This is a genomic window from Brevundimonas bacteroides DSM 4726 (assembly GCF_000701445.1).
GTDB classification, from domain to species: domain Bacteria; phylum Pseudomonadota; class Alphaproteobacteria; order Caulobacterales; family Caulobacteraceae; genus Brevundimonas; species Brevundimonas bacteroides.
Map to the genome: position 1 here is coordinate 339,814 of NZ_JNIX01000008.1, position 21,168 is coordinate 360,981.

Below are 21,168 nucleotides of genomic sequence, written 5' to 3' on the forward strand. Positions count from 1 at the left end.
GGCGAGGCTAGACCGGGATCACCGCGCGAGCCAACCGCCATCCACCGGCAGGGTGATCCCCTGGACATAGTCCGAAGCCGCCGAGGCCAGGAATACCGCCGCGCCCCCGATATCCTCGGGCTGGCCCCAGCGCCCGGCGGGGATGCGACCGAGGATTTCCCTGGACCGGACCGGGTCGTCCTGCAACGCCTGGGTATTGTCGGTGGCGAAGTAGCCCGGCGCGATGGCGTTGGCGTTTATGCCGTGTTTCGCCCACTCATTGGCCATCAGCTTGGTCAGGCCGGCGATGCCCGATTTCGAGGCCGTGTAGGACGGCACCCGGATGCCGCCCTGGAAGCTGAGCATGGAGGCCGTGTTGATGATCTTGCCGCCCCGGCTCCCGGCGATCCAGCGCCGCGCAACGGCCTGACTGAGGAAGAAGACGGACTTCAGATTGACGTCCATCACCGCGTCCCAGTCGGCCTCGGTGAAGTCGACCGCGTCGGCGCGGCGGATGATGCCGGCGTTGTTGACCAGGATGTCGATGGGACCGAGGCCCGCAGTCGCCTCCTCGACGATGCGGGCCACAGGCTCGGTCGAACCCAGGTCGGCCTGGATGGAGATGGCGCGCACGCCCCTGGCGAGGCACTGACCGACGGTGTCGTCGGAGGGTCGACGCGCCACCGAGGCGATGGCGGCCCCAGCCGAGGCCAGGGCCAGGGCGATGCCCTGACCAATTCCGGTGTTGCCACCGGTCACGACGGCGACCTTGCCGGTCAGGTCGAAAGGATGGGCGGACATGGGTCGAGCTCTGTGTCAGACGGTGGTCCGAGCCTTAGCGCACGGCTTCGGTTGCGACCATCGGTAACCGGTGTCATATGCCAATGCAAACGGAGAGACGCCATGAAGATCGCCCTCATCACCGAGAACAGCCAAGCCGCCAAGAACGGGACGATCCACGCCGCCCTCAGCGCCGTAGCCGAGCCGCTCGGCCACGAGGTCTTTAACTACGGCATGTACTCCGCGGAGGACAAAGCGTCCCTGACCTACGTCATGAACGGGCTGCTGACGGGCATTCTGCTGAACTCCGGCGCAGCGGACTTCGTCGTGACCGGCTGCGGCACCGGCATGGGGTCGATGCTGGCTTGCAACGCCATGCCCGGCGTATTCTGCGGCCTGGTGATCGACCCGACCGACGCCTTCCTGTTCGCCCAGATCAATGACGGCAACGCCATCTCCATGCCCTATGCCAAGGGCTTCGGCTGGGCCGCCGAGCTGAACCTGCAGGACGTCTATCGCAAGCTGTTCGACGGAGAGCGCGGCCTCGGCTATCCCAAAGAACGCGCCGAGATCATGGCGCGCAATCGCGGCATCCTGAAATCGCTCAAAGCCGCGACCTGCCATGACATGCTGACGGTACTGAAGACCGTGGATCAGGACCTGCTGAAGGCCGCCGTCGCCGGCGAGCGGTTCCAGGACTACTTCTTCGCCAACGCCAAGGATCAGGCGATCGCGGACTACATCCGCACGGTCGTCTAGGCCGTCAGCGCGGTCGCGGAATCCCGGACCACCAGCGACGGCCGCACCTCGGGCTGATCCAGCTTGGCAGGATCGAGCCCCCGCATCGAGGCCAGCAGCTTCTCCGCCGCCATGCGCCCCATGTCGCGGATGGGCAGGCGCACCGACGTCAGGTTCGGCCACACCCGCGACGCCATCGGCAGGTCGTCGTAGCCGACGACGGACAGGTCGCGGGGGATCTCCAACCCCATATCGCGCGCGACCTTGAAGACGCCGAGCGCCATCTCGTCGTTGCCGGTGAAGATCGCCGTCGGCCGGGGGTCCAGCGCCAGCAGGGACCTGGCCGCCTCGACCCCGCTCTCGAAGGTATAGGCGCCCTGGGCGACATAGCGCTCGTCCAGCGCAACGCCCTTCTCGGCCAGCGCGCCACGCAGTCCCCCGCCCCTCTGGGCGCTCGAGCGGAACAGCGCCGGGCCCGAGATGAAGCCGATCCGCCGGTGGCCCAGGTCCGCCAGATGTCGCCCGGCTTCCGCCGCGCCGAGATGGTCGTTGGTCACCAGCATCCGCCCCGGCTCGTCCAGCGACACCGAGGCGATCCGAACGTAGGGGCAGTCCAGCTCACGCAGCACGGCGATGACGGCCTCATCCTCGGAGACCGAGGGCGGCAGGATCACGCCGAACAGCTTCTGGCGTTCGACGAAGGCGCGGATTTCGGCGACCAGGTTGGGATTGGCCCGGTCGCAGGGGTGGACGACCAGCTCCAGCCCCGACCCCCGCAGGGCGTCCAGCACGCCCTGCTGCATGTTGACGACATAGTTCGGGCTGGGATTGTCGTAGATCAAGCCGACCAGGAAGGAGCGACGGAAGGCAAGGCCGCGCGCCTGGACGTCCGGGGTGAAGCCCAGTTCGTCGATGACGGCGCTGACCTTGACCCGCGTTTCTTCCCGCACGAAGGGCGACTGGTTGATGACGCGCGAGACGGTCTTCTTCGACACCCCGGCGATGCGGGCCACGTCGTTGATCGTCGGGCGTTTTCCAGGCTTCAGCCCGCCGCGCGCGGTGGCGATGTCGTCGTCGGTCAAGCTCGACCTCGTTGTCTCTCCAGCCCAGCCATACAGCCGTCGCAGCGCCCGCGCCAACGAAACCGCACGCTTGACCAAGAGCGAAGCTCGCCGTTGACACCGGTTTCCTAACGCTTCAATCATCGCTCGACCGGCGGCAAGACCGGCGGGGAAACGCGGCGACGGAACTCAGAGTGACGGGCATCTCTCTCATCTCGGCAGGCGCAGAATGACCGTCGCCCAGACAGCGTCCGTCCAGACCGCGACCGGAAGCGTGGCGGCCCGCTTCGTCGAGGCGCGCCTGGCCGGTCGTGCCCTGCCCGACTATCCCGGCCCGGTGCCCACCGACATGGCGACCGCTTATGCCATCCAGGACGCGGCGATCGCCGCCTGGCCCGATGACGTCGCGGGCTGGAAGCTGGGCCGCATTCCGCCGCCGATGGACGCCCGCTTTGGCGCGGGTCGACTGGCGGGGCCAATCTTTCGCCGGAATGTCTGGGCGGCCGGATCGGAGCCGACGGCCTTCGAGGCGATTCCCGACGGGTTCACGGCGGTCGAGGCCGAGTATGTGCTGAAGATCGGGGACGCCCCGATCGCAGGCCCGCGCGATGGTCTGTGGGACGCAGTCTCCGTCGCTCCCCATGTCGAAGCGGTCCACATCGGCGTGGAGATCGCGGGCAGTCCGTTTCCCGGCATCAACGACCACGGCCCGGCCGTGACGGCGTCGGATTTCGGCAACAACGCCGGTCTGATCCTCGGTCCCGCCGTGGCCGACTGGCGCGAGCGGCTGGGCGACCTGACGTGCCGCATGGAGATCGATGGCGTGGAGGTCGGGACGGGCGGCGCGCGGTCGATCCCCGGCGGACCGCTGGACTCTCTGGCCTTTCTTCTGAACCTTCTGGAGAAACAGGGGCGCTGGATCGAGGCCGGGCAATTGATCTCCACCGGGGCCGCGACGGGGGTCCACCGCATCAGGGTCGGCCAGTCCGCCATCGCCGATTTTGGACGTGACGGTCGGATCGCTTGCGTCGCCGTGCCCGCCCAGGGAGCCGGCGCATGAGCCTGAGCCGCCGCGCGTTCGCCCTGACCGGTCTCGCGGGTCTGGCCGCCTGCTCCCGGCCCGCAGCGGAAAACGCGCCCCTGAAGGCCGCCGATGTTCATCCGTCCGACTATCCGACGGTCACGGCCGTCGGCTGGATCGGCGAGGAGCTGAACCGCCTGACCGATGGGCGGGTCCGCATCGCCCAGTATCCGTCCGGCCAGCTGGGGTCTGAGGACGATTCCATCGGCCTGACCCGGTTCGAGGCCATCGACATCTGCCGCGTGTCGGTGGCGGCGCTGAACAACGCCTTTGCCGAGACCATCCTGCTGTCCCTGCCCTATGTGTACCGCTCGACCGACCACATGCGGGGCGTCATCGATGGCCCCATCGGCCGGGAGTTGCTGAACGTGTTCGAGGGCCGGGGCCTCGTGGGCCTCGCTTATTACGATGCGGCCCCGCGCAATCTCTACAACGTGCGCGCGCCGGTGACCGAGCCGGGCCAGCTGCGCGGGCTCAAGATCCGTGCACCGCAGTCCGATGTCTTCCTCGATACGCTCAGGGCCATGGGCGCCAATCCGACGCCGCTCAGCTTCGGCGCGGTGTTCTCGTCCCTGCAGACCCATCTGATCGACGGCGCCGAGAACAACTGGCCCAGCTATCAGTCCAGCCGGCAGTTCGAGGTCGCGCCCTATCTGAGCATCACCGAGCATTCTTACCTGCCCGACGCCCTTCTGATGTCGCGGGCCAGTCTGGATCGTCTCCAGCCGCGCGACCGGGAACTCGTGCGCGAGGTGGCCCAGCGGTCTTTGCCGATCATGCGCGCGGCCTGGGAAACCCGTCAGGCCGAGGCCCGCCAGGCGGTGCTCGCGGCAGGCACCCAGGCCGTCGAGGTCGATCGGGAGGCCTTCGCGACAGCGACGCGGCCGGTCCTGAACAAGTACCTGGGGTCACCCGGGCTGCGCGCGCTTTACGAACGGATTTCCGCGACGGCCTGAACGGTCGCGCCAACGCCTAAGGGAGGGCGTCGATGTCTGAACCTCGCTCGGCAGGCGGCCGCTGGCTCGATCCCCTCGCCAGTGCCTGCATGATCCTGGCCGCCGTGGCGCTGGTCGTCATGACGCTGGTGCAGGCGTGGCAGGTCTTCGCCCGCTATGTGCTGAACGACAGCCCTGGCTGGACCGAGCCGGTCGCCCTGCTGTTCATGAGCCTGGCGGTCATGCTGGGTTCGGCGGTCGCGGTGCGACGTGAGAGCCATTTCGCCTTCCTGACGCTGCGGGACGCCATGCCCAAGCCGCTGAACATGTTGAGCCGCGTGCTGGCGCGCCTGATCGCGGCGGCGTCCGGAGCCACGCTGATGGTTCTGGGCGGACAGCTGATGCTCGATGACTGGGCCGTGCCTCTGGCCGGGGCCCAGTTGCCGTCCGGCCTGAAGTTCGTCGGCCTGTGCGTGGGGGGCGCCCTTATCCTGGTCTTCGCCGTCGAGCGCCTGCTGACCGGCGACTACGTTCCCAAGCAGGAGGGCTGAACATGGAATTCGTCATCCTGTTCGGCGTCTTCGCCCTGCTGCTGCTGATCGGCGTTCCGGTCGCCTTCTCCATGCTGGCGGCGACCGTGGCCACGGTGCTGTATCTGGCGCTGCCGCCCATCGTGGTGATCCAGCAGATGGGATCGGACATCACCTCAGTCGCGCTGTTGGCCATTCCCCTGTTCGTATTCACCGGCGAGCTGATGCTGAAGGGCGGGTTGTCGGATCGGATGATCGCGCTCGCCGCCTCGCTGGTCGGACACATGCGCGGAGGCCTGGGCCAGGTGTCCGTCGTCGGCTCCACCCTGTTCGGCGGCGTGTCGGGCAGCGCGCTCGCCGACGTCTCGGCCATCGGCGGCACCATGATCCCGCAGATGAAGAAGCGCGGCTATGACGTCGACTATGCCGTCAACGTCACCATCACCGCGGCGCTGGTGGCGCTGCTGGTGCCGCCCTCGCACAACCTGATCCTCTACTCGGCCGCCGCCGGCGGCGGGGTGTCGATCTCCGACCTTTTCGCCGCCGGGATCGTACCGGCCGCCATGCTGGCGGTCGCGGTCATGACCACGGCCTATCTGGTGGCGCGCAAGCGCGGATACGCCGCCGATCCCTTCCCGGGCTTTGGCACGGTGCTGGTTCGCCTGATCGCCGCCATTCCGGGGCTGCTGCTGGTCGGCATCATCTTCTTCGGCATCAAGGCCGGCGTCTTCACGGCCGTGGAGAGCGCCTCCATCGCGGTGGTCTATGCAACGGTGATCACGGGCCTCGTTTATCGCCAGATGTCGTTCAAGGCGTTCAGCGAGGCTTGCCTCGGCGCCGCGCGCACCGCTGGGGCCGTGCTGTTCATCATTGGAGCGGCCGGCGCGTTCGGCTGGCTGATGGCCTATCTCCAGGTGCCGTCGATGATGGTCGAGACGCTCCAGAGCGTCACCGACAACCGCATCCTGATCCTGCTGATGATCATCGGCGTGCTGCTGATCCTCGGCACCTTCATGGACCTGGCTCCGCTGATCATCATCGGCACGCCGATCTTCCTGCCGGTGGCACGCGCCTTTGACGTCGATCCGGTGCATTTCGGGGTGATCATGATCCTGAACTGCGGCATCGGCCTGATCACCCCGCCGGTGGGCTCGGTGCTGTTCGTTGGATCGGCCATCGGCGGCATCCCCATGACCGATGCGCTGAAGTCGATCTGGCCCTTCTACCTGGCGTGTTTCGGGGTGCTGATCCTGGTGGTGTTCATCCCCGAGCTGTCGCTGTGGCTACCGTCACTGCTGAAGTGACGACGCAGCGCCAGTCCGATCAGCCGGTTCGCTGGGAGTCTCGATGCCAAACGCCGCCTCGGTTTGGCTGATCCAGTCGCGGATCGCCGGATAGGGCGCGAGGTCGAAGCCGCCCTCGTGCGCGACGCGGGTGTAGGCGACCAGGGCCAGGTCGGCGAGCGTCGCCGCCTGCCCTCCCGCCAGCCAGGCATTGGCCGAGAGTGCCTGCTCCATGCGGTCCAGCGCCACACGGCCGCGCTCCATCAGGCGGGGCTCGATGTCCTCGGCCGTCTTGCCGGCGAAGGCGCGCTGAAATCGGGCGACAGCGATGTAGGGCTCGTGGCTGTATTGCTCCCAGAACAGCCACTCGAGCATCCGCGCCCGCTCATAGGCACCGGCCGGGATGTGGTGCGTCCCCTCGGCCAGATGGACAAGGATGGCGTTCGACTGCGCCAGCGTCCGTCCGTCCGGCAGCACCAGCAAGGGAACCTGGCCGAAGGGATTGAGCGCCAGGAAGGCCGCCGTACGGGTCGCGCCCGTCATGACGTCGATGTCGATCCACTGATAATCGCGCCTGAGCACGTCCAGCAGCCACTTGACCTTCAAGCAGTTGCCCGAGCGAATATCGCCGTGAACAGTAAGCATCGCGTCCCAGCATAGAATTGATGTGCCAGAACGACTGCTATCGCAACTGCCGCCGTTGCCCAACCCCCGTTCCGCTTATCTCAGGCAACGGTTGACTGATCCATACGCGATCGGGGACAGACCGTCACGACCGGACCGCCCGCCCCATTTCCGACACAGGTTCTGATCAAACGCGGGCGCGCCGGCATGGTCTGGGGCCGGTGTCACCATGAGTTTCGCCTGTGTTGAGCACCGTCGCGGCGTTCGCCCTGCTCTGGTCCGCGGCCTTTCCGGCCGTCGACCCCATCTCCTACGAAGCGGCCGTTGCGGCCGATCCCGTGGTGAGTGAAGGCGTCGAAACGTCCGACGGTCCCACAGACATCCCGGCCAATCTGACGGAAGACCAGGCCGCCCTGATGGCCGAAGAGCCCGACTGGAGCGCGCGGGCCAGCCTGTATCACGCAGGCGGCGGCGGAGCGACGGGCAACGATTCCCTGGGCTGCCGTCCGATCGCCATGCGCACGATCGCCACCGATCCCCGTGTCATTCCGCGCCGAACCCGCGTCTTCATCCGCGAGACGGTCGGCATCCGCCTGCCCGACGGCACGGTTCACGACGGCTACTGGTATGCGTCCGACACCGGCGGCGCCATCCAGGGCCAGCGGGTCGATCTCTACACCGGCCACGGCCGTCGCTCGATGGACCCGGTGATGCGTTTCAACCAGCGCCGCTTGACCATCACCGAGGCCGGGCGCTTCGAAGGCTGTCCGCCCGCGTGGGAGACGGCCTCGAACTGAGGCTGCGACTCCTCGTCAAACATCGGATGGTCTAGGCTCCCGGCGTTGTTCGGGAGTTCGCCATGCGTTTTGTCGCCCTCGCCATCACCACCCTGATCGCAGCCGCTCCTGTAGTCGTCTCGGCCCAGGACGCGGCCGTTCCCATGCAGGACCGGACCGAGCGGATCGGCCTTTCCGGTCGTCGCGGCCCGAGCCTGTTCCGGCCGGGCTTCGCGGTCGGCGAATACACCGGCTGGGCGTCACTGCGGGACAATGAGGTCCGCCTGCCGTGGCAATCGCGCGACTTCACCTCGGCCGAGCTGTCGATCGTGACGCCCGGCGGGGAAGTCACCGCCAACTGCGGGGGCGGTCAGGGGCACCGGAACATCCTCGGCATCACCTTCGACCGCGAGCCGATCAGCTACGACTGCGACTACGCCGGGGCCGCGCCCACCGATGCCGCGATGGGCCTCGCGCTCTCGCGTGGCTCCTTCCTGGCGCGCCTGCAGCAGCCCCAACGCGCCGGCTTTCTGATGTGGAACGGCGTCGAGTATCGAACGGAGACACGACGCATCGGGGGCCTGCCGTTCGGCAACGGCGTGCTGGGTTATGTGATCAGCCGGGACGGCGTGGAGGTCGGCGGCGTCGAGCTGAATGGCCTGCGTCCGACCTTCTACCTGCCCCCGCAGGGATCACCCGACCGGGATGCGGTCGCCGTCTTCGCCCTTAGCCTCTGGGCTTTCCGCGACCCGGCGAACCGCTGAGACGCGCTTCGTGGGGGACGTCGAGCTCTACTTCGGCTGGCGGACCGCGCTGCTCGGCCTCGCGGTCGTGCAGATGCTCGTACTTGCCATCGCCGTCGCCGGTCGACCCGAGAACCGCATCGCCAACCGCCTGCTCGCCGCCTTCCTCGTGGCGCTGGGCGGGTTCGTCACGCCCTATGCCATAGGCTTCGCGGGCGCCTATGACGCCTGGCGGTGGCTGACCTTCGCGCCGTTCTCGATCACCCTGTCGCTCCCGCCGCTGCTCTTCGCCTACACCCAGGCGCTGGTCTCGGGTCGGGCACCCCCGCGCTTCGCCCTGCACATGATCGCGCCGGGATTGCAGCTCGCCTATTTCCTGATCGCCTTCGCCCTGCCGCTGGAGGCGAAGTGGGCGTGGTACACGGGCCCTCACGGCACAGTCATCGGGCCGATCTTCCAGGTGGCCTTCATGGCGTCCCTGGCCGCCTATGCGGTGGCGTCGGTGCGCCTGCTGAGGCGCTATCGCGCGGGCCTCGCCGAGCAGCGCAGTGACGACGACCGCTTCGCGGCCGTTTGGCTGACGCGCGTCATCATCGCCCTGGCCGCCGTGCTCGCCCTCTATTCCGGTTTCGCCCTGTGGGACCTCATCAGCGGCGGCATCGACTTCTTTCAGGAGACGGGGCTCTATCTCGCTGTCTCGGCGATCGGGCTCTATCTTGGCGTGGAAGGCTGGCGCCACGCCGGGCTGCGCTTCCCGACGCTCCAGCCTGCCGCCATGCCGGAGACCCGCGCCGAGCCGGACTGGGCTGCGCTAGCCGCCGACTATGACGCGCGCCTGCGGGACGGCGGCTGGGCCCGCGAACCCGACCTCAGCCTGCCGGTCGTCGCTCGCCGTCTCGCCACCAACACCGGCCGTCTGTCCCGCGCGATCAATCAGGGTCTGGGCGTGAACTTCTCCGCCTGGATCAATGGCGTCCGCGCCGAGACCGTCGCCGCAGCCCTCGACGCCGGTTCGACGGAGGACTTGCTGACCCTCGCCCTCGACGCGGGCTTCAGCTCCAAGGCCAGCTTCAACCGCGCCTTCCAGGCCCGCTATGGTGTCGCGCCGTCCCGCTATCGACGCGGCGTCTCACATCCTGATTTTTCATCGGTTGCACCGGAAATGAGGCGCGCCGCCGGGTGAGGCCGGGCAGGATCGGGCCGTTCATCGCCGGAGCCTCCCATGTCTCTCCTCCACCGCCGTCGCCTGCTCCAGTTGTCAGGGGCCATGGCCGTCACCGCCGCCTCGCCAGCCTTCGGACGTCAGGTCGGCGAGCCGGGCTGGAGCAGCGATGTCGAGATCCTGCGTCAGGCATGGGAGACGCTTCATCCGGGTCTTCATCGCTATGCGACGCCCGACCAGATCACCGAAAGACTGAACGGCCTATCGGCGGCCTGGGCGACACCCGCGACCTTCCGCGAACGCTTCCTGGCGCTCACGAGGGTCACCGCCTCCGTCCGCTGCGGACACACCTATCCCAGCCCCTACAATGGCGGCGAGCCGGTCCGGTCACGGCTCTACCCCGATCGCGCATTGGTGCCGTTCCGCTTCGTCTGGATCGACGGCGCCATGGTGGTGACCCACGACGATTCGGCTGAGCGCGCCTTCCCGCGTGGATCGATCGTGACGGCGATCAACGATGTGGCGACCGTCGATCTGCTCGCCACCCTCGTCACCCTGGCCAGGGCCGATGGGGCCAGCGACGCCAAGCGCGTCAGCCTGATGGAGGTGCGCGGCGACGACCGCTTCGAGACCTTCGACATCCACCTGCCGCTGATCCTGCCGCTGCGGGATCGGGCGCGCTTCACTCTGGCGGACGGACGATCGGTCGATGCTGGACTACTGACCCTGGCGGATCGTCAGGCCAATGCGCCCGCGGCCGTCCAGCCCAGCGGCGACGCCAACCCCTGGACCCTGGAAAAGGGCGAAGACGGCATTCATCGCCTGACCATGCCGGGCTGGGCGCTCTACAACTCGACCTTCGACTGGCGCCGGTGGCTAGCCGGGGTCATGGACGACCTGACGGGAGACGGCGCGCGCGGGCTGATCGTCGACCTGCGCGGTAATGAGGGCGGCAACGACTGCGGCGACGTCATCCTGACCCGTCTCACCGACCGCGACATTCCCCGGTCGCGCAACCAGCGTTATGTCCGCTATCGCCGGGCCCCGGACGAGCTTCGTCCCCATCTGAACACCTGGGACAGCAGCTTCTACGACTGGGGGATGGTGGCCCAGCCCGATCCCGAGCGCGACGGCTTCTATCGGCTGAACCGGCTGGGCGGGGTCGATGATGGGACGCCGATCCGTCCCGCCGGGCGTCGGTTCTCCGGCAAGGTTGTGGTGCTGTGCGACGCCTCCAACTCCTCGGCCACCTTCGGCTTCGCCGAGACGGTGAAGGACCGCAGCCTGGCCACCCTGGTGGGCACACCGACAGGCGGCAATCGCAGGGGCATCAATGGCGGGGCCTTCTTCTTTCTGAAGCTGCCCGCATCCGAGATCGTGGTCGACCTGCCTCTGATCGCCAGTTTTCCCGCCACGCCGCAGCCGGACGCCGCCATCGAGCCGGACGTGAGGGTCACGACCACCGCCGAGGACATTCGCTCTGGCCGCGACCCGCAGATGGATGCCGCGACCCGCTTAATCTTGAACACTTGAGGAGATCGCCGATGTGCGTGAAATCAATGCTCTGCGCCTTGGCGCTCTCTCTGGCGACGCCCGCCTTGGCCATCGCACAGCAGACGCCCGCCCCCACCGACCTGAGACTGGGCCTGGTTGGACGATGGACCGGTGCGTTGGGGTATCGGGACTATCAGACCGATCGCCTGTTCGAGATCCCGGTTCAGACGACGATCTCGACGCCAGGGGACGGAGCAACCCTCATTCGCCAGAGCCTCTTCGACGACGGGCCTGAAAACCCCGTCTGGATCACCACCGTCAGTCTGGACGATCCCGCCGCGAGTACTGTCATGGAGGCCAGTTATCGGGCTGGCCGACAGCCCGAACTGTCGACGGACCGTGTGACGGTTTCAGCCTACAACGGCCCGACGTCGTGGACCTTGGTCTACAGCCAGACCGGCGAAGACAATGACGAACCGGCCGACATTCGCGTCACCGAGACAAGATCAGGCGGTGACCTGATGTCGATCAAGGAGGTCCGCCCGGTCGGGGCTGGCGAAGACGCCTGGCGGTTCCGCAACCAGACCCGCCTGAGGCGGGTGGGCGACTAGAACTTCCGCTGGCCGCCGACGGTCTCGAAGAACATCCGCCAGTCGCCCATCAGGCTCCACAGGGGATACTTGAACGTCGCCGGGCGGTTCTTCTCGAAGAAGAAATGCCCGACCCAGGCGAAACCGTAGCCGACGAACGGCATGGCCAGGAACCACCAGGCGTTGACGAACAGTCCCAGCAGCGCCGCCACGATCACCAGGGCCGAACCCACGACATGGATCCTGCGGCACGTCCGGTTGGAGTGCTCGTGGATGTAATAGGGATAGAAGGCGCTGAACGACTGGAAGCGTTCGCCGGAAGCGGGTTGGGGGCTCATGAGCGAAAGATGACTCCGAACCCGGCGGCCTGACAAGTCAGGCTCCGACCCTGGCCCAGAGCAGCACCAGCCCCAGCGAGCCCACAGCGATCCGCCACCAGGCGAACGGCGCAAAGCCGTGCCGACTGACGAAATCCAGAAGGAACCGAACGACGAACAGGGCGGTGACGAAGGCGGTGATGAAGCCGACGGCGATCAGGCCGATATCATTGAAATCCAGATCGTTGCGGCTCTTGAACAGATCGTAGGCCACCGCCCCGCCCATGGTCGGCAGGGCAAGGAAGAAGGTGAACTCCGCCGCTGACCGCTTGTCGGTCCCGAGCAGCAGCCCGCCAGCGACCGTGGCTCCGGACCGCGACACGCCGGGCAGCAGCGCCAGGCATTGAAACAGACCGATCAAGGCGTAGACCCGGAAGGGATAGGTGTTCACGTCCAGATATCTGGGAGGCCGCTTCATCCGGTCGAGCAGCAGCAACAGCACGCCTCCGACGATCAGGGCGACGCAGATGATCAGAGGGGTCTCGAACAACACCTCCTTGATGACCGGATAGAGGGCCACCCCGGCAAAGGCGGCAGGCAGGAAGGCGATCAGCACGCCGATGATGAAATGCCGGGCCTGGGCGTCATGCGGCCAGCGCGTGGCCAGCGCCCAGAGACGCCGGAAGTAGACGCTGATGATCGCCAGAATGGCACCCAGCTGGATCACGATCTCGAAGGTCTTGCCCTCGCTCTCGAAGCCCATGAAATGACCGAGCAGCAGGAGATGGCCGGTCGAGGAGACGGGGATGAACTCCGTCAGCCCCTCGACGATGCCGAGAATGATCGCCGCCAACCAGTCAGACATGAAAACTCCAGAAGGCCGCGAGACGCCCGTCGGCGGGTCATGCCTGATCGGCGATCAGACAGCGGATTTCAAGGCGCGATGTCCGACGGCCTGGGCCCGACATAGCGCAGCCGCGCCCGGATCGGCCCACCCTCCATGATCTGGTCCAGCGCATGGGCCATCAGCCCGACGAGGCGACCGGTCAGGAGAATATCCAGTGCGGCATCGCGGGGCAGGTCCAGCCGACGCGCCAGCACGGCCAGCGCGCCCGCAAAGGAGATCCTCTGGCCGGACGACGCCTCGCCTTCGCGCACGACCGACTGAAGATCGCGGGGCAGTTCTGCCAGGGCCAGAAGGGCCTCCGCGCGGGGGTCGCCGTGGGGGAAACTGTGGGAGCCGAAACCGGGGATGCCGCCTTCCGACGCCAGCCGCCGTTCCGCCGCACCGACCGGGTCGCGCCGCGCCTCGATGACATAGGCGATGGTCCGCTTCAGCGTCCGGATCATCGGCGACCCCGACAGCGCGGCCAGCCCGGCCATCGTCGCTGCCGCGGGCGAGGCTCCGCCCGAGGCGGCCGCCCGCGTCGCCAGAACCGAAGGGTTCATGTCGTGCTCGGCCGCCAGCACCAGGGCGCGACGCAGGTGGACGCTGTCGCGTTCCAGCATCTTGTATCCCCGGGCCAGCCTCTGATGGAAAAACAGGCGGGGTCCCGGCCCTGCGACGGCATCCACGACCTCGTTCAGCACGCCGGCGGCCTCGACCCGGAGCGTTCGGGCGTCCCTGCCGGTCGCCGGCGTGTCTTCCTCGGCGCGGCGCGACAAGGCGGCGAACAGTCGGGCGCGGTGCGAGGCCCCACCCGCAAGGTCCACCCGTACGCCCAGTCCGGCGAAGGGATTGAAGTTTTCGCATCCCCAGAGCAGGCGCGCCGTTTCTTCCAGGGTCGCCGTCTGCGCCCATTCCGCCGCGTCACGGCCGCGATAATAGATGCGCCCGTCCGCGACTAGGCTTACGGAGGAGGCGATCCGCGCCTCGCCCTTCACCTCGGGTTCGAAAGGGACGACGGTCGTTGGACCCTCGACGGGCGATCCGCCCTTGAGACGGATCACATCGGCGAGAGCATAGAGGCTGCGTCTAGGGTTTTCCGGATCGGGCCGGGCGGCTATGCGGCCTCGGCTGACGTAGGCGTATAGCGTCTGGGTCTTGACCCCCAGCAGCGACAGAACTTCGCCTCGCGGCGCCCAGCGGTCCGCGGCGTCGGTTCCGACCTGGTTCAGGTCTGACGTCATCCTCGCTCCCGCCGTCGCAGCCATTTGTTTAGGATGTTGAGGCGCTTTCGTGGCGGAAAGACTAACGCCGGTCTGCGACGGTGCGATCCTTGGCAACCCTCGGGTGATCCGCCACAAGGACGGCGATGACCGACATCGCCTCGCCCGATCCCAAGGTTCCGCCCAAGGCGCTTGACGCACGCCAGGTGACGACCCTGTCGGTGGGCGTCGCCGTCGCCCTGATCGCGCTGAAGACTTTCGCTCTGGGCGCTTCGGGATCGGTGTCGATCCTGGCGTCCCTGGCCGATTCCGCCCTCGATCTCGCTGCGTCCCTGACCACTTTCTACGCCGTCCGCTGGGCGGCACGGCCGAGCGACCACACCCATCGACACGGCCACGGCAAGGCTGAAGCCATGGCCGCGCTCGTCCAGGCCGGCCTAATTCTCGCCTCCTCGGTCTTCATCGGCTGGGAGGCGCTGGCGCGCATGTTCGACCCCCGGCCCGTGACGGGCGGCATATGGGCCATCGGCGTGGTCGTCATATCGATGCTGTTGACCGCAACTCTGGTCTGGCTCCAAACCCGTTCGCTGAAGGCTCAGGGCTCCATGGCGGTGCAGGCTGACCGCGCCCACTACGCCGCCGACCTCGCCGCCAACGCCGTAGTGCTGATCGGGGTCGTGTCCGGCGCCTTCCTCGGCGCGCCGGGCCTGGACGCTGCCGCCGGTCTCGTCGTCGCCGTCTGGCTGGCCTGGGGGGCCTTCGGCCTGATCAAGGACTCAGGAGGCCAGTTGCTGGACCGCGAGGCCTCAGACGCCGACCGTGTCGCCCTGACCAACGCCGTCCTTGCCGATCCGCGTGTCGGAGGCGTTCACCAGCTCCGTACCCGCATGTCCGGCACGCGCCTGATCGCCCAGATGCACATCGACCTGGACCGCAGCCTGCCGTTCGAGGACGCCCACGCCATCGTCGTCGAGGCCGAGCGGCGGATCGGGGCGGCCTTTCCCGACGCCGACGTCCTGATCCACGCAGACCCGCGCGGACCGTGGAGTTCGGCGGTCCCCGCCACGCCCGCGACATCACCGTAAACGCGGATTTAACGGGCCTCGGCGCAGGAGCGGAGCATGTCGCCTGGCGTCCTGTTCCACTTCCCCTTCGATCCGGGCTCGCGCGCGGCGCGCCTGGCGCTCGGCGAGGCTCGCATCGAATGGACCGAAGTGCTGGTCCGGCCGTGGGAAGCCGACTGCCCCCTGCACGACCTGAACCCCTCGGGCATGCCGCCGGTGCTGCAGGTCGAGGGCCCGCCGCCCCTGACGCTGTGTGAGGTTGCCGCCGTCCTCGGCTGGATCGAGGATCAGCAGACGACGCCGCTGCTGATACCCTCGGACGCCGTCGAGCGCGCCGAGGTCCGCCGCCTGACCGCCTGGTTCGACCGCCGCTTCACCGACGAGGTCAACGCCGTCCTACTGCATGAGCGGATGGAAAAACCCCTGCTGCGCCTCGGCCCGCCGGAAGCCCGCATGCTGCGCGAAGGCCGCGATGCGCTAAAACACCACCTCGCCGTTTTCGACGCCTTGCTGTCCGGCCGGGACTGGCTGGCCGGGCGTCGTCTGAGCCAGGCCGACGTTGTCGCCGCTGCCCACCTTTCGATCCTGGACTATTTCGGCGAGATCCCCTGGGCGTCGTGGCCGGCACTCAAGACCTGGTACATGAAGATCAAGTCGCGACCCTGCTTTCGTCCCCTGCTGGCCGACCGCTTTCAGGGTATCGCGCCCGCCGCGTGCTACGCCGATCTGGACTTCTGACCTAGCCGCCCAGAACCCGCTCCACGATCGCCTCGGCCGCCTCGACCGCGCTCATGGCGGTGGTGTCGATGACGATGTCGGCCTGCTCCGGCGGTTCATAGGGGCTGTCGATGCCGGTGAAGTTCTTCAGCAGGCCCGCCCGCGCCTTGGCGTAGAGCCCCTTCACGTCGCGCGCTTCAGCGACCTCCAGCGGCGCATCGACGAAGACCTCGATGAACTCCCCCTCGCCCATCAGCTCGCGGGCCATCCGCCGTTCGGCACGGAAGGGCGAGATGAAGGCGGTGATGACGATCAGCCCGGCATCGGCCATCAGCCGGGCTACCTCGGCCACGCGGCGGATGTTCTCGACGCGATCTTCCTCGGTGAAGCCCAGATCGCGGTTGAGGCCGTGGCGGACATTGTCGCCGTCCAGCAGATAGGTGTGGCGGCCGAGCGCATGTAGCCGCCGGTCGACCAAGTTAGCGATGGTCGACTTCCCGGCGCCGGACAGGCCGGTCAGCCAGATCACGCGGCCCCTTTGGCCCTTCATCTGCGCCCGCGCCTCGCGGGTCACGTCGATGGCCTGCCAGTGGATGTTGTCGGCGCGACGAAGGGCAAAGCGGATCATGCCGGCGCCGACCGTGCGGTTCGTGATCCGGTCGATCAGGATGAAGCCGCCCATGTCCCGGTTCGTCTCATAGGGCTCGAACGCGATGGGTCGATCCAGCGAGATGTTGCAGACCGAGATGTCGTTCAGCTCGAGCCGCCGCGCCGCCAGCTTTTCGAGGGTGTTGACGTTGACCTTGTGCTTGAGCGCCGTGACCTGCGCGGTCACCGTGCGTGCGCCGATCTTCAGCAGATAGGACCGTCCCGGCGAAAGGGCGTCCTCATCCATCCAGACGACAGTCGCCTCGAACTGGTCGGCGACCTGCGGCGGGGCGTCGGCCGCGGCGATCACAGCGCCGCGTGACACATCGATCTCGTCGGCCAGGGTCAGGGTCACCGCCTGTCCGGTCTGCGCCTCGCCCAGGTCATCGGGCATGGCGACGATGCGGGCGATGCGGCTCTCGCGGCCCGATGGCAGGACGCGGACACGATCACCAGGCCGGACGCTGCCGGAGACGATCAGTCCCGCATAACCCCGAAAGTCCGGGTCCGGACGATTGACCCACTGCACCGGCATGCGAAAGGACGATGCGGCCTCGGTATCCACCGTCTCGACCGCTTCCAGCCAGGACAGCAACGTCTGGTCCGACAGCGGGGACGCGGACGCCACGCCCTCGCCGGTCAGGCCGGACAGGGCAATGGGGGTGACGTCGGTCAGGCCGATGCTTTCGGCGAAGGCGCGGTACTCCTGGGCGATCGCCGCGAACGCCGCGCGGTCCCAGCCGATCAGGTCCATCTTGTTGACGGCCAGAACCACCTTCCGGATCCCCAGCAGGGCACAGAGAAAGCTATGCCGTCGCGTCTGGACCAGCACGCCCTTCCTCGCATCGACCAGGATCACGGCGGCGTCGGCGGTCGAGGCCCCGGTGACCATGTTGCGCGTGTACTGCTCATGTCCCGGCGTGTCGGCGGCGATGAACTTGCGCGTCTCGGTGGCGAAGAAGCGGTAAGCCACATCGATGGTGATGCCCTGCTCGCGCTCGGCCGACAGGCCGTCGACCAAGAGGGCGAAGTCGATACTCGACCCCTGCGTTCCGACCGCCTTCGAATCTCGCTCCAGCGCCGCCATCTGGTCGTCGGGCACGGCGCGGGTATCGAACAGCAGGCGCCCGATCAGGGTCGACTTGCCGTCGTCGACCGACCCGCAGGTCAGGAACCGAAGCAGGGACTTAGGCGCGGCGACGACCATCAGAAATAGCCCTCCGCCTTCTTCTTCTCCATCGAGGCCGCCTGGTCGTGGTCGATCATCCGGCCCTGACGCTCCGACGTGGTCGAGGCTTTCATCTCGGCGATGATGTCGGCGACGGATGCCGCCGTGCTCACGATCGCGCCCGACAGGGGATAGCAGCCGAGGGTCCTGAACCGCACAGACCGCATCTGCGGGACCTCGCCGGGGTCCAGCCGCATGCGATCGTCATCGACCATCAGCCAGGCGCCTGCCCGTTCGACCACCGGACGCTCGGCCGAGAAGTAGAGGGGCACGACCTCGATGCCTTCCTGCTCGATGTATTGCCACACATCCAGCTCGGTCCAGTTCGACAGCGGAAACACCCGGATGCTCTCCCCCGCCGCGATGCGGGTGTTATAGAGTCGCCAGAGCTCCGGCCTCTGGGTCTTGGGGTCCCAGCGGTGACCCGCCGCCCGGAAGGAAAAGACCCGTTCCTTGGCGCGCGACTTCTCCTCGTCGCGGCGCGCGCCGCCGAACGCCGCCTGGAAGCCATAGTGATCCAGGGCCTGCTTCAGCCCCTCGGTCTTCCACAGGTCAGTGTGCAGACTGCCGTGGTCGAAGGGGTTGATGCCGCGCGCGCGGGCGTCCTCGTTGATCCAGACCTTGAGGTCGATGGCCGGATCGGCGGCGATCCTGTCGCGCAGGGCATACATGTCCCGGAACTTCCAGGTCGTGTCGACGTGCAGCAGCGGGAACGGAAGCGGCCCCGGCCAGAAAGCCTTCTTCGCCAGATGCAGCATGGCCGCCGAGTCCTTGCCGATCGAATAGAGCATGACCGGCCGTTCGACCTCGGAGGCCACCTCGCGCAGGATGTGGATGGCCTCGGCCTCCAGCGACTGGAGGTGGGTCAGGCGGGTCGGGGCGTGCGGCATTCCGGCGTCGCTAGCACCCAAACTTGCGCCCGTCATCCGCCGAGCCTCGCCAGACGGCCGGGCTCCGGCTAGCGTCGTGTGCGATGCAACACGCCGCTCGATACGTTTCCACCCGGGGCGCCGCCCCGGTCGCCGACTTCGCCGAGGCCCTGCTGCGCGGCATGGCACCGGACGGCGGCCTCTACATGCCGGTCGACTGGCCCACCCTGACGCCGGACGCCTGGGCTCCCGACCGCGCCTACGCCGAGATGGCCCAAACCACCATGACGCCCTTCATCGGCGCGGCCCTTCCCAAGGGCGCGCTGGACCGGGGGCTGGATCGCTTGATCGCCGGCTTCGTCCCGCCTGAGGTCACCCCGCTGCGCCAGCTCGAAGACGGCCTTTATCTGCTTGAGCTGTTCCACGGCCCGACCGCCGCCTTCAAGGACCTGGCCATGCAGCTGGCCGCCGCCCTGTCGGCTGAGGCCCTGGCGGCGTCGGGCGAGCGGCTGACGCTGGTCACGGCCACCAGCGGCGACACGGGCGCCGCCGCCGTCGCCGCCTTCGCCAACCAGCCGCGCATCCGCCTGATCGTGCTCCATCCCCACGAGCGGGTCTCGCCGGTCCAGCGTCGGCAGATGACGACGGTCGACGCGGACAACGTTCTGAACCTCGCCGTCCGGGGCGATTTTGACGATTGCCAGCGTCTGGTGAAGGGCCTGCTCGCCGACGAGTCCTTGCGCGCCCACGGCCGCTTCAGCAGCGTCAACTCGATCAACTGGTCACGGCTGGCGGGGCAGATCCCCTATTACCTGTCGGCGGTTTCGCAGCTGGCCGCTCAGGGCGAGACGCGCCCGCCCGTCTTCGTCGTGCCCACCGGCAACTTCGGCGACGCCTTCGCCGGGATCGCGGCGTCGAAGATGGGCTTGCCGACGCGCGGCTTGGTCGCCGCCGTCAACGGCAACGACGCCTTGGCCCGCGCCATCAACGAGGGCGTCTACGCTCGTCGCGCGGCGGTCGAGACGTCCTCGGTCAGCATGGATGTCCAGGCGCCGTCCAACTTCGAGCGTCTGGTCTATGAGGCGTCCGGCCGCGACGCCGACCTGACGCGCGGCCTGTTCTCCGACTTCGCCCGCGACGGAAGGGTGACCTTGCCCGACGAACTTCTGGCCGCGCTGCGCCGCGAAGTCTCCGCCGTCTCCGTCGACGAGGCGACGACCCGCGCCCAGATCGCCCAGGCCCACGCCGCCTGGGGCCAGGTCGTCTGCCCCCACACCGCCGTCGCCCTGTCGGTCGCGCGCGGCGTCGACCGATCGGCGGGGCCGGTCGTAGCGCTGGCCACTGCCCACCCCGCAAAGTTCGGCAAGGACGTCGCCCCAGTCGTCGGCTTCAACCCTGACCCGCCGGAGGTCATCCGCGCCATCGGCGACCGCGCCGAACGGTTTGAGGTGATCGGGGCCGATGCAGTTGAGGCACTGGCCGCCGTGCGCGATTTCGCAGCCTAGGTCTGGATCGCCCACCAGGCCGCGCGCCGGAGAAACGCGTCGGGGTCCTTGGGCGTCACCAGCTTGGTCGGGTCGTGGAAGACCCGGTCGTGCAGCCGGGTCAGGGTGAAGCGAAGCGCCGCCGCCTGGCCCAGTCGCGGCAGGGCGGCGGCCTCGGCGGGGGTCAGGGGACGGACCGCCTCGTAGCCGCGCCGAAAGGCCTCGACCGCTCCGGGGATCAGCGCGCCGGACCCGTCGAATCCCCAGGCGCTCAGAGCGATGGCCAGGTCATAAGCCAGCGGCCCGGTGCAACCGAAGTAGAAGTCGATCACGCCCGAGACCCGGCCATCCTCGACCAGCACATTGTCCGGGAAATAGTCGGCGTGGATCGGTCCGGCCGGCAGGTCTTCCGCAAACGGATCGGCCAGGTCGGTCAGGAGCGCCTCGGCTTCATCGAGGATCGCTCGATCCGCGCCGGTCGCGGCCGTGGCGCTGCGAACGGCGAGACGACACCAAGCCTCAGGACCGACCGGGTTGTCCCGCCTCAACGGAAAGTCGGCAGCCGTCAAATGCAGCCGGGCGAGCATTGCCCCCGCCGCTTCCAGGTCGGCGGGCGATGGGTCGCGGAGCCAGGCCCCCTCCAGCCACTCGATCACCGCCGCCGGTCGGCCGTTCAGCGTCCCGACCCAGCCGCCATCATGGCGTCGCACCGGACGCGGCGCAGGATAGCCGCGCGCCGCCAGATGATCGGTCAGGCTCAGGCAGAACGGCAGCGACGCCGCGTCTGTCCGCGCCTCGAACAGCGTTAGGACGTGGCGGGTGCCGAGGGTCTCCAGCCGATAGTTGGTGTTCTCCACCCCCTCGGCGATCGGGTGTAGCGCGACCAGATCGCCGAGGTCATAGTCCCTCAGGAACGCGCGCGCCTGGTCGTCCGAGACCGGAGTGAAGACCGCCAC

Annotated in this window: 22 protein-coding genes; 13 read left to right on the forward strand and 9 right to left on the reverse strand. The window is 68.0% G+C overall.

What is annotated here, in order from left to right; translation table 11 throughout:
* Positions 1-18 precede the first annotated feature (18 nt).
* Positions 19-780, reverse strand: coding sequence for a 2-dehydro-3-deoxy-D-gluconate 5-dehydrogenase KduD (kduD, locus tag Q333_RS0106540; protein ID WP_029415947.1), 762 nt, complete (start codon positions 778-780; stop codon positions 19-21).
* Between the two features lie 102 nt (positions 781-882).
* On the opposite strand from kduD, the gene Q333_RS0106545 reads away from it, so the two are divergent.
* A complete protein-coding gene (locus tag Q333_RS0106545; protein ID WP_029415948.1) occupies positions 883-1,518 on the forward strand; it encodes an RpiB/LacA/LacB family sugar-phosphate isomerase in 636 nt (211 codons plus the stop codon).
* Here the strand turns inward: Q333_RS0106545 and Q333_RS0106550 are convergent.
* Positions 1,515-2,579 carry a LacI family DNA-binding transcriptional regulator gene (locus tag Q333_RS0106550; protein ID WP_029415949.1) on the reverse strand — a complete coding sequence of 355 codons (1,065 nt, stop codon included), beginning with the start codon at positions 2,577-2,579 and terminating at the stop codon, positions 1,515-1,517. The genes Q333_RS0106545 and Q333_RS0106550 overlap by 4 nt on opposite strands.
* A gap of 208 nt (positions 2,580-2,787) precedes the next feature.
* Between Q333_RS0106550 and Q333_RS0106555 the strand changes: the two genes are divergently transcribed.
* The 4 genes from Q333_RS0106555 to Q333_RS0106570 are packed head-to-tail and all read left to right on the forward strand — an operon-like array spanning position 2,788 to position 6,408.
* Entirely contained in the window at positions 2,788-3,618 is an 831-nt protein-coding gene (locus Q333_RS0106555; RefSeq protein WP_029415950.1) for a 2-keto-4-pentenoate hydratase, read from the forward strand.
* Positions 3,615-4,595, forward strand: coding sequence for a TRAP transporter substrate-binding protein (locus Q333_RS0106560; RefSeq protein WP_029415951.1), 981 nt, complete (start codon positions 3,615-3,617; stop codon positions 4,593-4,595). The genes Q333_RS0106555 and Q333_RS0106560 overlap by 4 nt, the downstream gene beginning before the upstream one ends.
* Positions 4,596-4,627: 32 nt before the next feature.
* On the forward strand, positions 4,628-5,125 hold the full coding sequence (locus tag Q333_RS0106565) for a TRAP transporter small permease (RefSeq protein ID WP_035293872.1): 498 nt from the start codon (positions 4,628-4,630) through the stop codon (positions 5,123-5,125).
* 2 nt (positions 5,126-5,127) lie between these two features.
* Complete coding sequence (locus tag Q333_RS0106570) at positions 5,128-6,408, forward strand: TRAP transporter large permease (protein WP_029415953.1); 1,281 nt, start codon at positions 5,128-5,130, stop codon at positions 6,406-6,408.
* Here the strand turns inward: Q333_RS0106570 and Q333_RS0106575 are convergent.
* The gene (locus Q333_RS0106575) at positions 6,394-7,032 is read right to left on the reverse strand and encodes a glutathione S-transferase family protein (RefSeq protein WP_051651159.1); all 639 of its coding nucleotides are present in this window, start codon (positions 7,030-7,032) and stop codon (positions 6,394-6,396) included. The genes Q333_RS0106570 and Q333_RS0106575 overlap by 15 nt on opposite strands.
* Before the next feature lie 221 nt (positions 7,033-7,253).
* Between Q333_RS0106575 and Q333_RS0106580 the strand changes: the two genes are divergently transcribed.
* The 5 genes from Q333_RS0106580 (at position 7,254) to Q333_RS0106600 (ending at position 11,797) form a co-directional block, all read left to right on the forward strand.
* Positions 7,254-7,808, forward strand: coding sequence for a 3D domain-containing protein (locus Q333_RS0106580; protein WP_029415955.1), 555 nt, complete (start codon positions 7,254-7,256; stop codon positions 7,806-7,808).
* Between the two features lie 62 nt (positions 7,809-7,870).
* Positions 7,871-8,551: a hypothetical protein gene (locus tag Q333_RS17590; RefSeq protein ID WP_029415956.1), complete on the forward strand. Its 681-nt coding sequence runs from the start codon at positions 7,871-7,873 to the stop codon at positions 8,549-8,551.
* A 10-nt stretch (positions 8,552-8,561) separates the two neighbouring features.
* Positions 8,562-9,713: an AraC family transcriptional regulator gene (locus Q333_RS0106590; RefSeq protein WP_051651160.1), complete on the forward strand. Its 1,152-nt coding sequence runs from the start codon at positions 8,562-8,564 to the stop codon at positions 9,711-9,713.
* A gap of 39 nt (positions 9,714-9,752) precedes the next feature.
* The gene (locus Q333_RS0106595; protein WP_029415958.1) at positions 9,753-11,225 is read left to right on the forward strand and encodes a S41 family peptidase; all 1,473 of its coding nucleotides are present in this window, start codon (positions 9,753-9,755) and stop codon (positions 11,223-11,225) included.
* Positions 11,226-11,236: 11 nt separating this feature from the next.
* Positions 11,237-11,797, forward strand: coding sequence for a hypothetical protein (locus tag Q333_RS0106600; protein WP_157072387.1), 561 nt, complete (start codon positions 11,237-11,239; stop codon positions 11,795-11,797).
* Here Q333_RS0106600 and Q333_RS0106605 read toward each other — a convergent pair.
* The 3 genes from Q333_RS0106605 to Q333_RS0106615 all read right to left on the reverse strand — a co-directional run bounded on the left by Q333_RS0106605 (position 11,794) and on the right by Q333_RS0106615 (position 14,223).
* On the reverse strand, positions 11,794-12,114 hold the full coding sequence (locus Q333_RS0106605; protein ID WP_029415960.1) for an Mpo1-like protein: 321 nt from the start codon (positions 12,112-12,114) through the stop codon (positions 11,794-11,796). The two genes, Q333_RS0106600 and Q333_RS0106605, sit on opposite strands and share 4 nt — an antisense overlap.
* A 37-nt stretch (positions 12,115-12,151) precedes the next feature.
* Positions 12,152-12,958 carry an undecaprenyl-diphosphate phosphatase gene (locus Q333_RS0106610; RefSeq protein ID WP_029415961.1) on the reverse strand — a complete coding sequence of 269 codons (807 nt, stop codon included), beginning with the start codon at positions 12,956-12,958 and terminating at the stop codon, positions 12,152-12,154.
* Between the two features lie 68 nt (positions 12,959-13,026).
* On the reverse strand, positions 13,027-14,223 hold the full coding sequence (locus Q333_RS0106615; RefSeq protein ID WP_245591493.1) for a citrate/2-methylcitrate synthase: 1,197 nt from the start codon (positions 14,221-14,223) through the stop codon (positions 13,027-13,029).
* Between the two features lie 125 nt (positions 14,224-14,348).
* Between Q333_RS0106615 and Q333_RS0106620 the strand changes: the two genes are divergently transcribed.
* Positions 14,349-15,287, forward strand: coding sequence for a cation diffusion facilitator family transporter (locus tag Q333_RS0106620; protein ID WP_051651161.1), 939 nt, complete (start codon positions 14,349-14,351; stop codon positions 15,285-15,287).
* Between the two features lie 36 nt (positions 15,288-15,323).
* Positions 15,324-16,004 (forward strand): FtsZ-binding protein FzlA, encoded by a 681-nt coding sequence (gene fzlA, locus Q333_RS0106625; RefSeq protein WP_029415964.1) that lies wholly within the window; start codon positions 15,324-15,326, stop codon positions 16,002-16,004.
* A gap of 1 nt (position 16,005) precedes the next feature.
* Here the strand turns inward: fzlA and cysN are convergent, their stop codons facing one another.
* Positions 16,006-17,838 (reverse strand): sulfate adenylyltransferase subunit CysN, encoded by a 1,833-nt coding sequence (cysN, locus tag Q333_RS0106630; protein ID WP_051651162.1) that lies wholly within the window; start codon positions 17,836-17,838, stop codon positions 16,006-16,008.
* The gene (gene cysD, locus Q333_RS0106635) at positions 17,838-18,749 is read right to left on the reverse strand and encodes a sulfate adenylyltransferase subunit CysD (protein ID WP_029415966.1); all 912 of its coding nucleotides are present in this window, start codon (positions 18,747-18,749) and stop codon (positions 17,838-17,840) included. Before cysD ends, cysN begins: the two co-directional genes overlap by 1 nt.
* Before the next feature lie 83 nt (positions 18,750-18,832).
* On the opposite strand from cysD, the gene thrC reads away from it, so the two are divergent.
* Positions 18,833-20,233, forward strand: a complete 1,401-nt coding sequence (gene thrC, locus Q333_RS0106640) for a threonine synthase (RefSeq protein WP_029415967.1) — start codon at positions 18,833-18,835, stop codon at positions 20,231-20,233.
* On the opposite strand, the gene thrB is transcribed toward thrC, so the two are convergent.
* Entirely contained in the window at positions 20,230-21,168 is a 939-nt protein-coding gene (gene thrB / locus Q333_RS0106645; protein WP_029415968.1) for a homoserine kinase, read from the reverse strand. The two genes, thrC and thrB, sit on opposite strands and share 4 nt — an antisense overlap.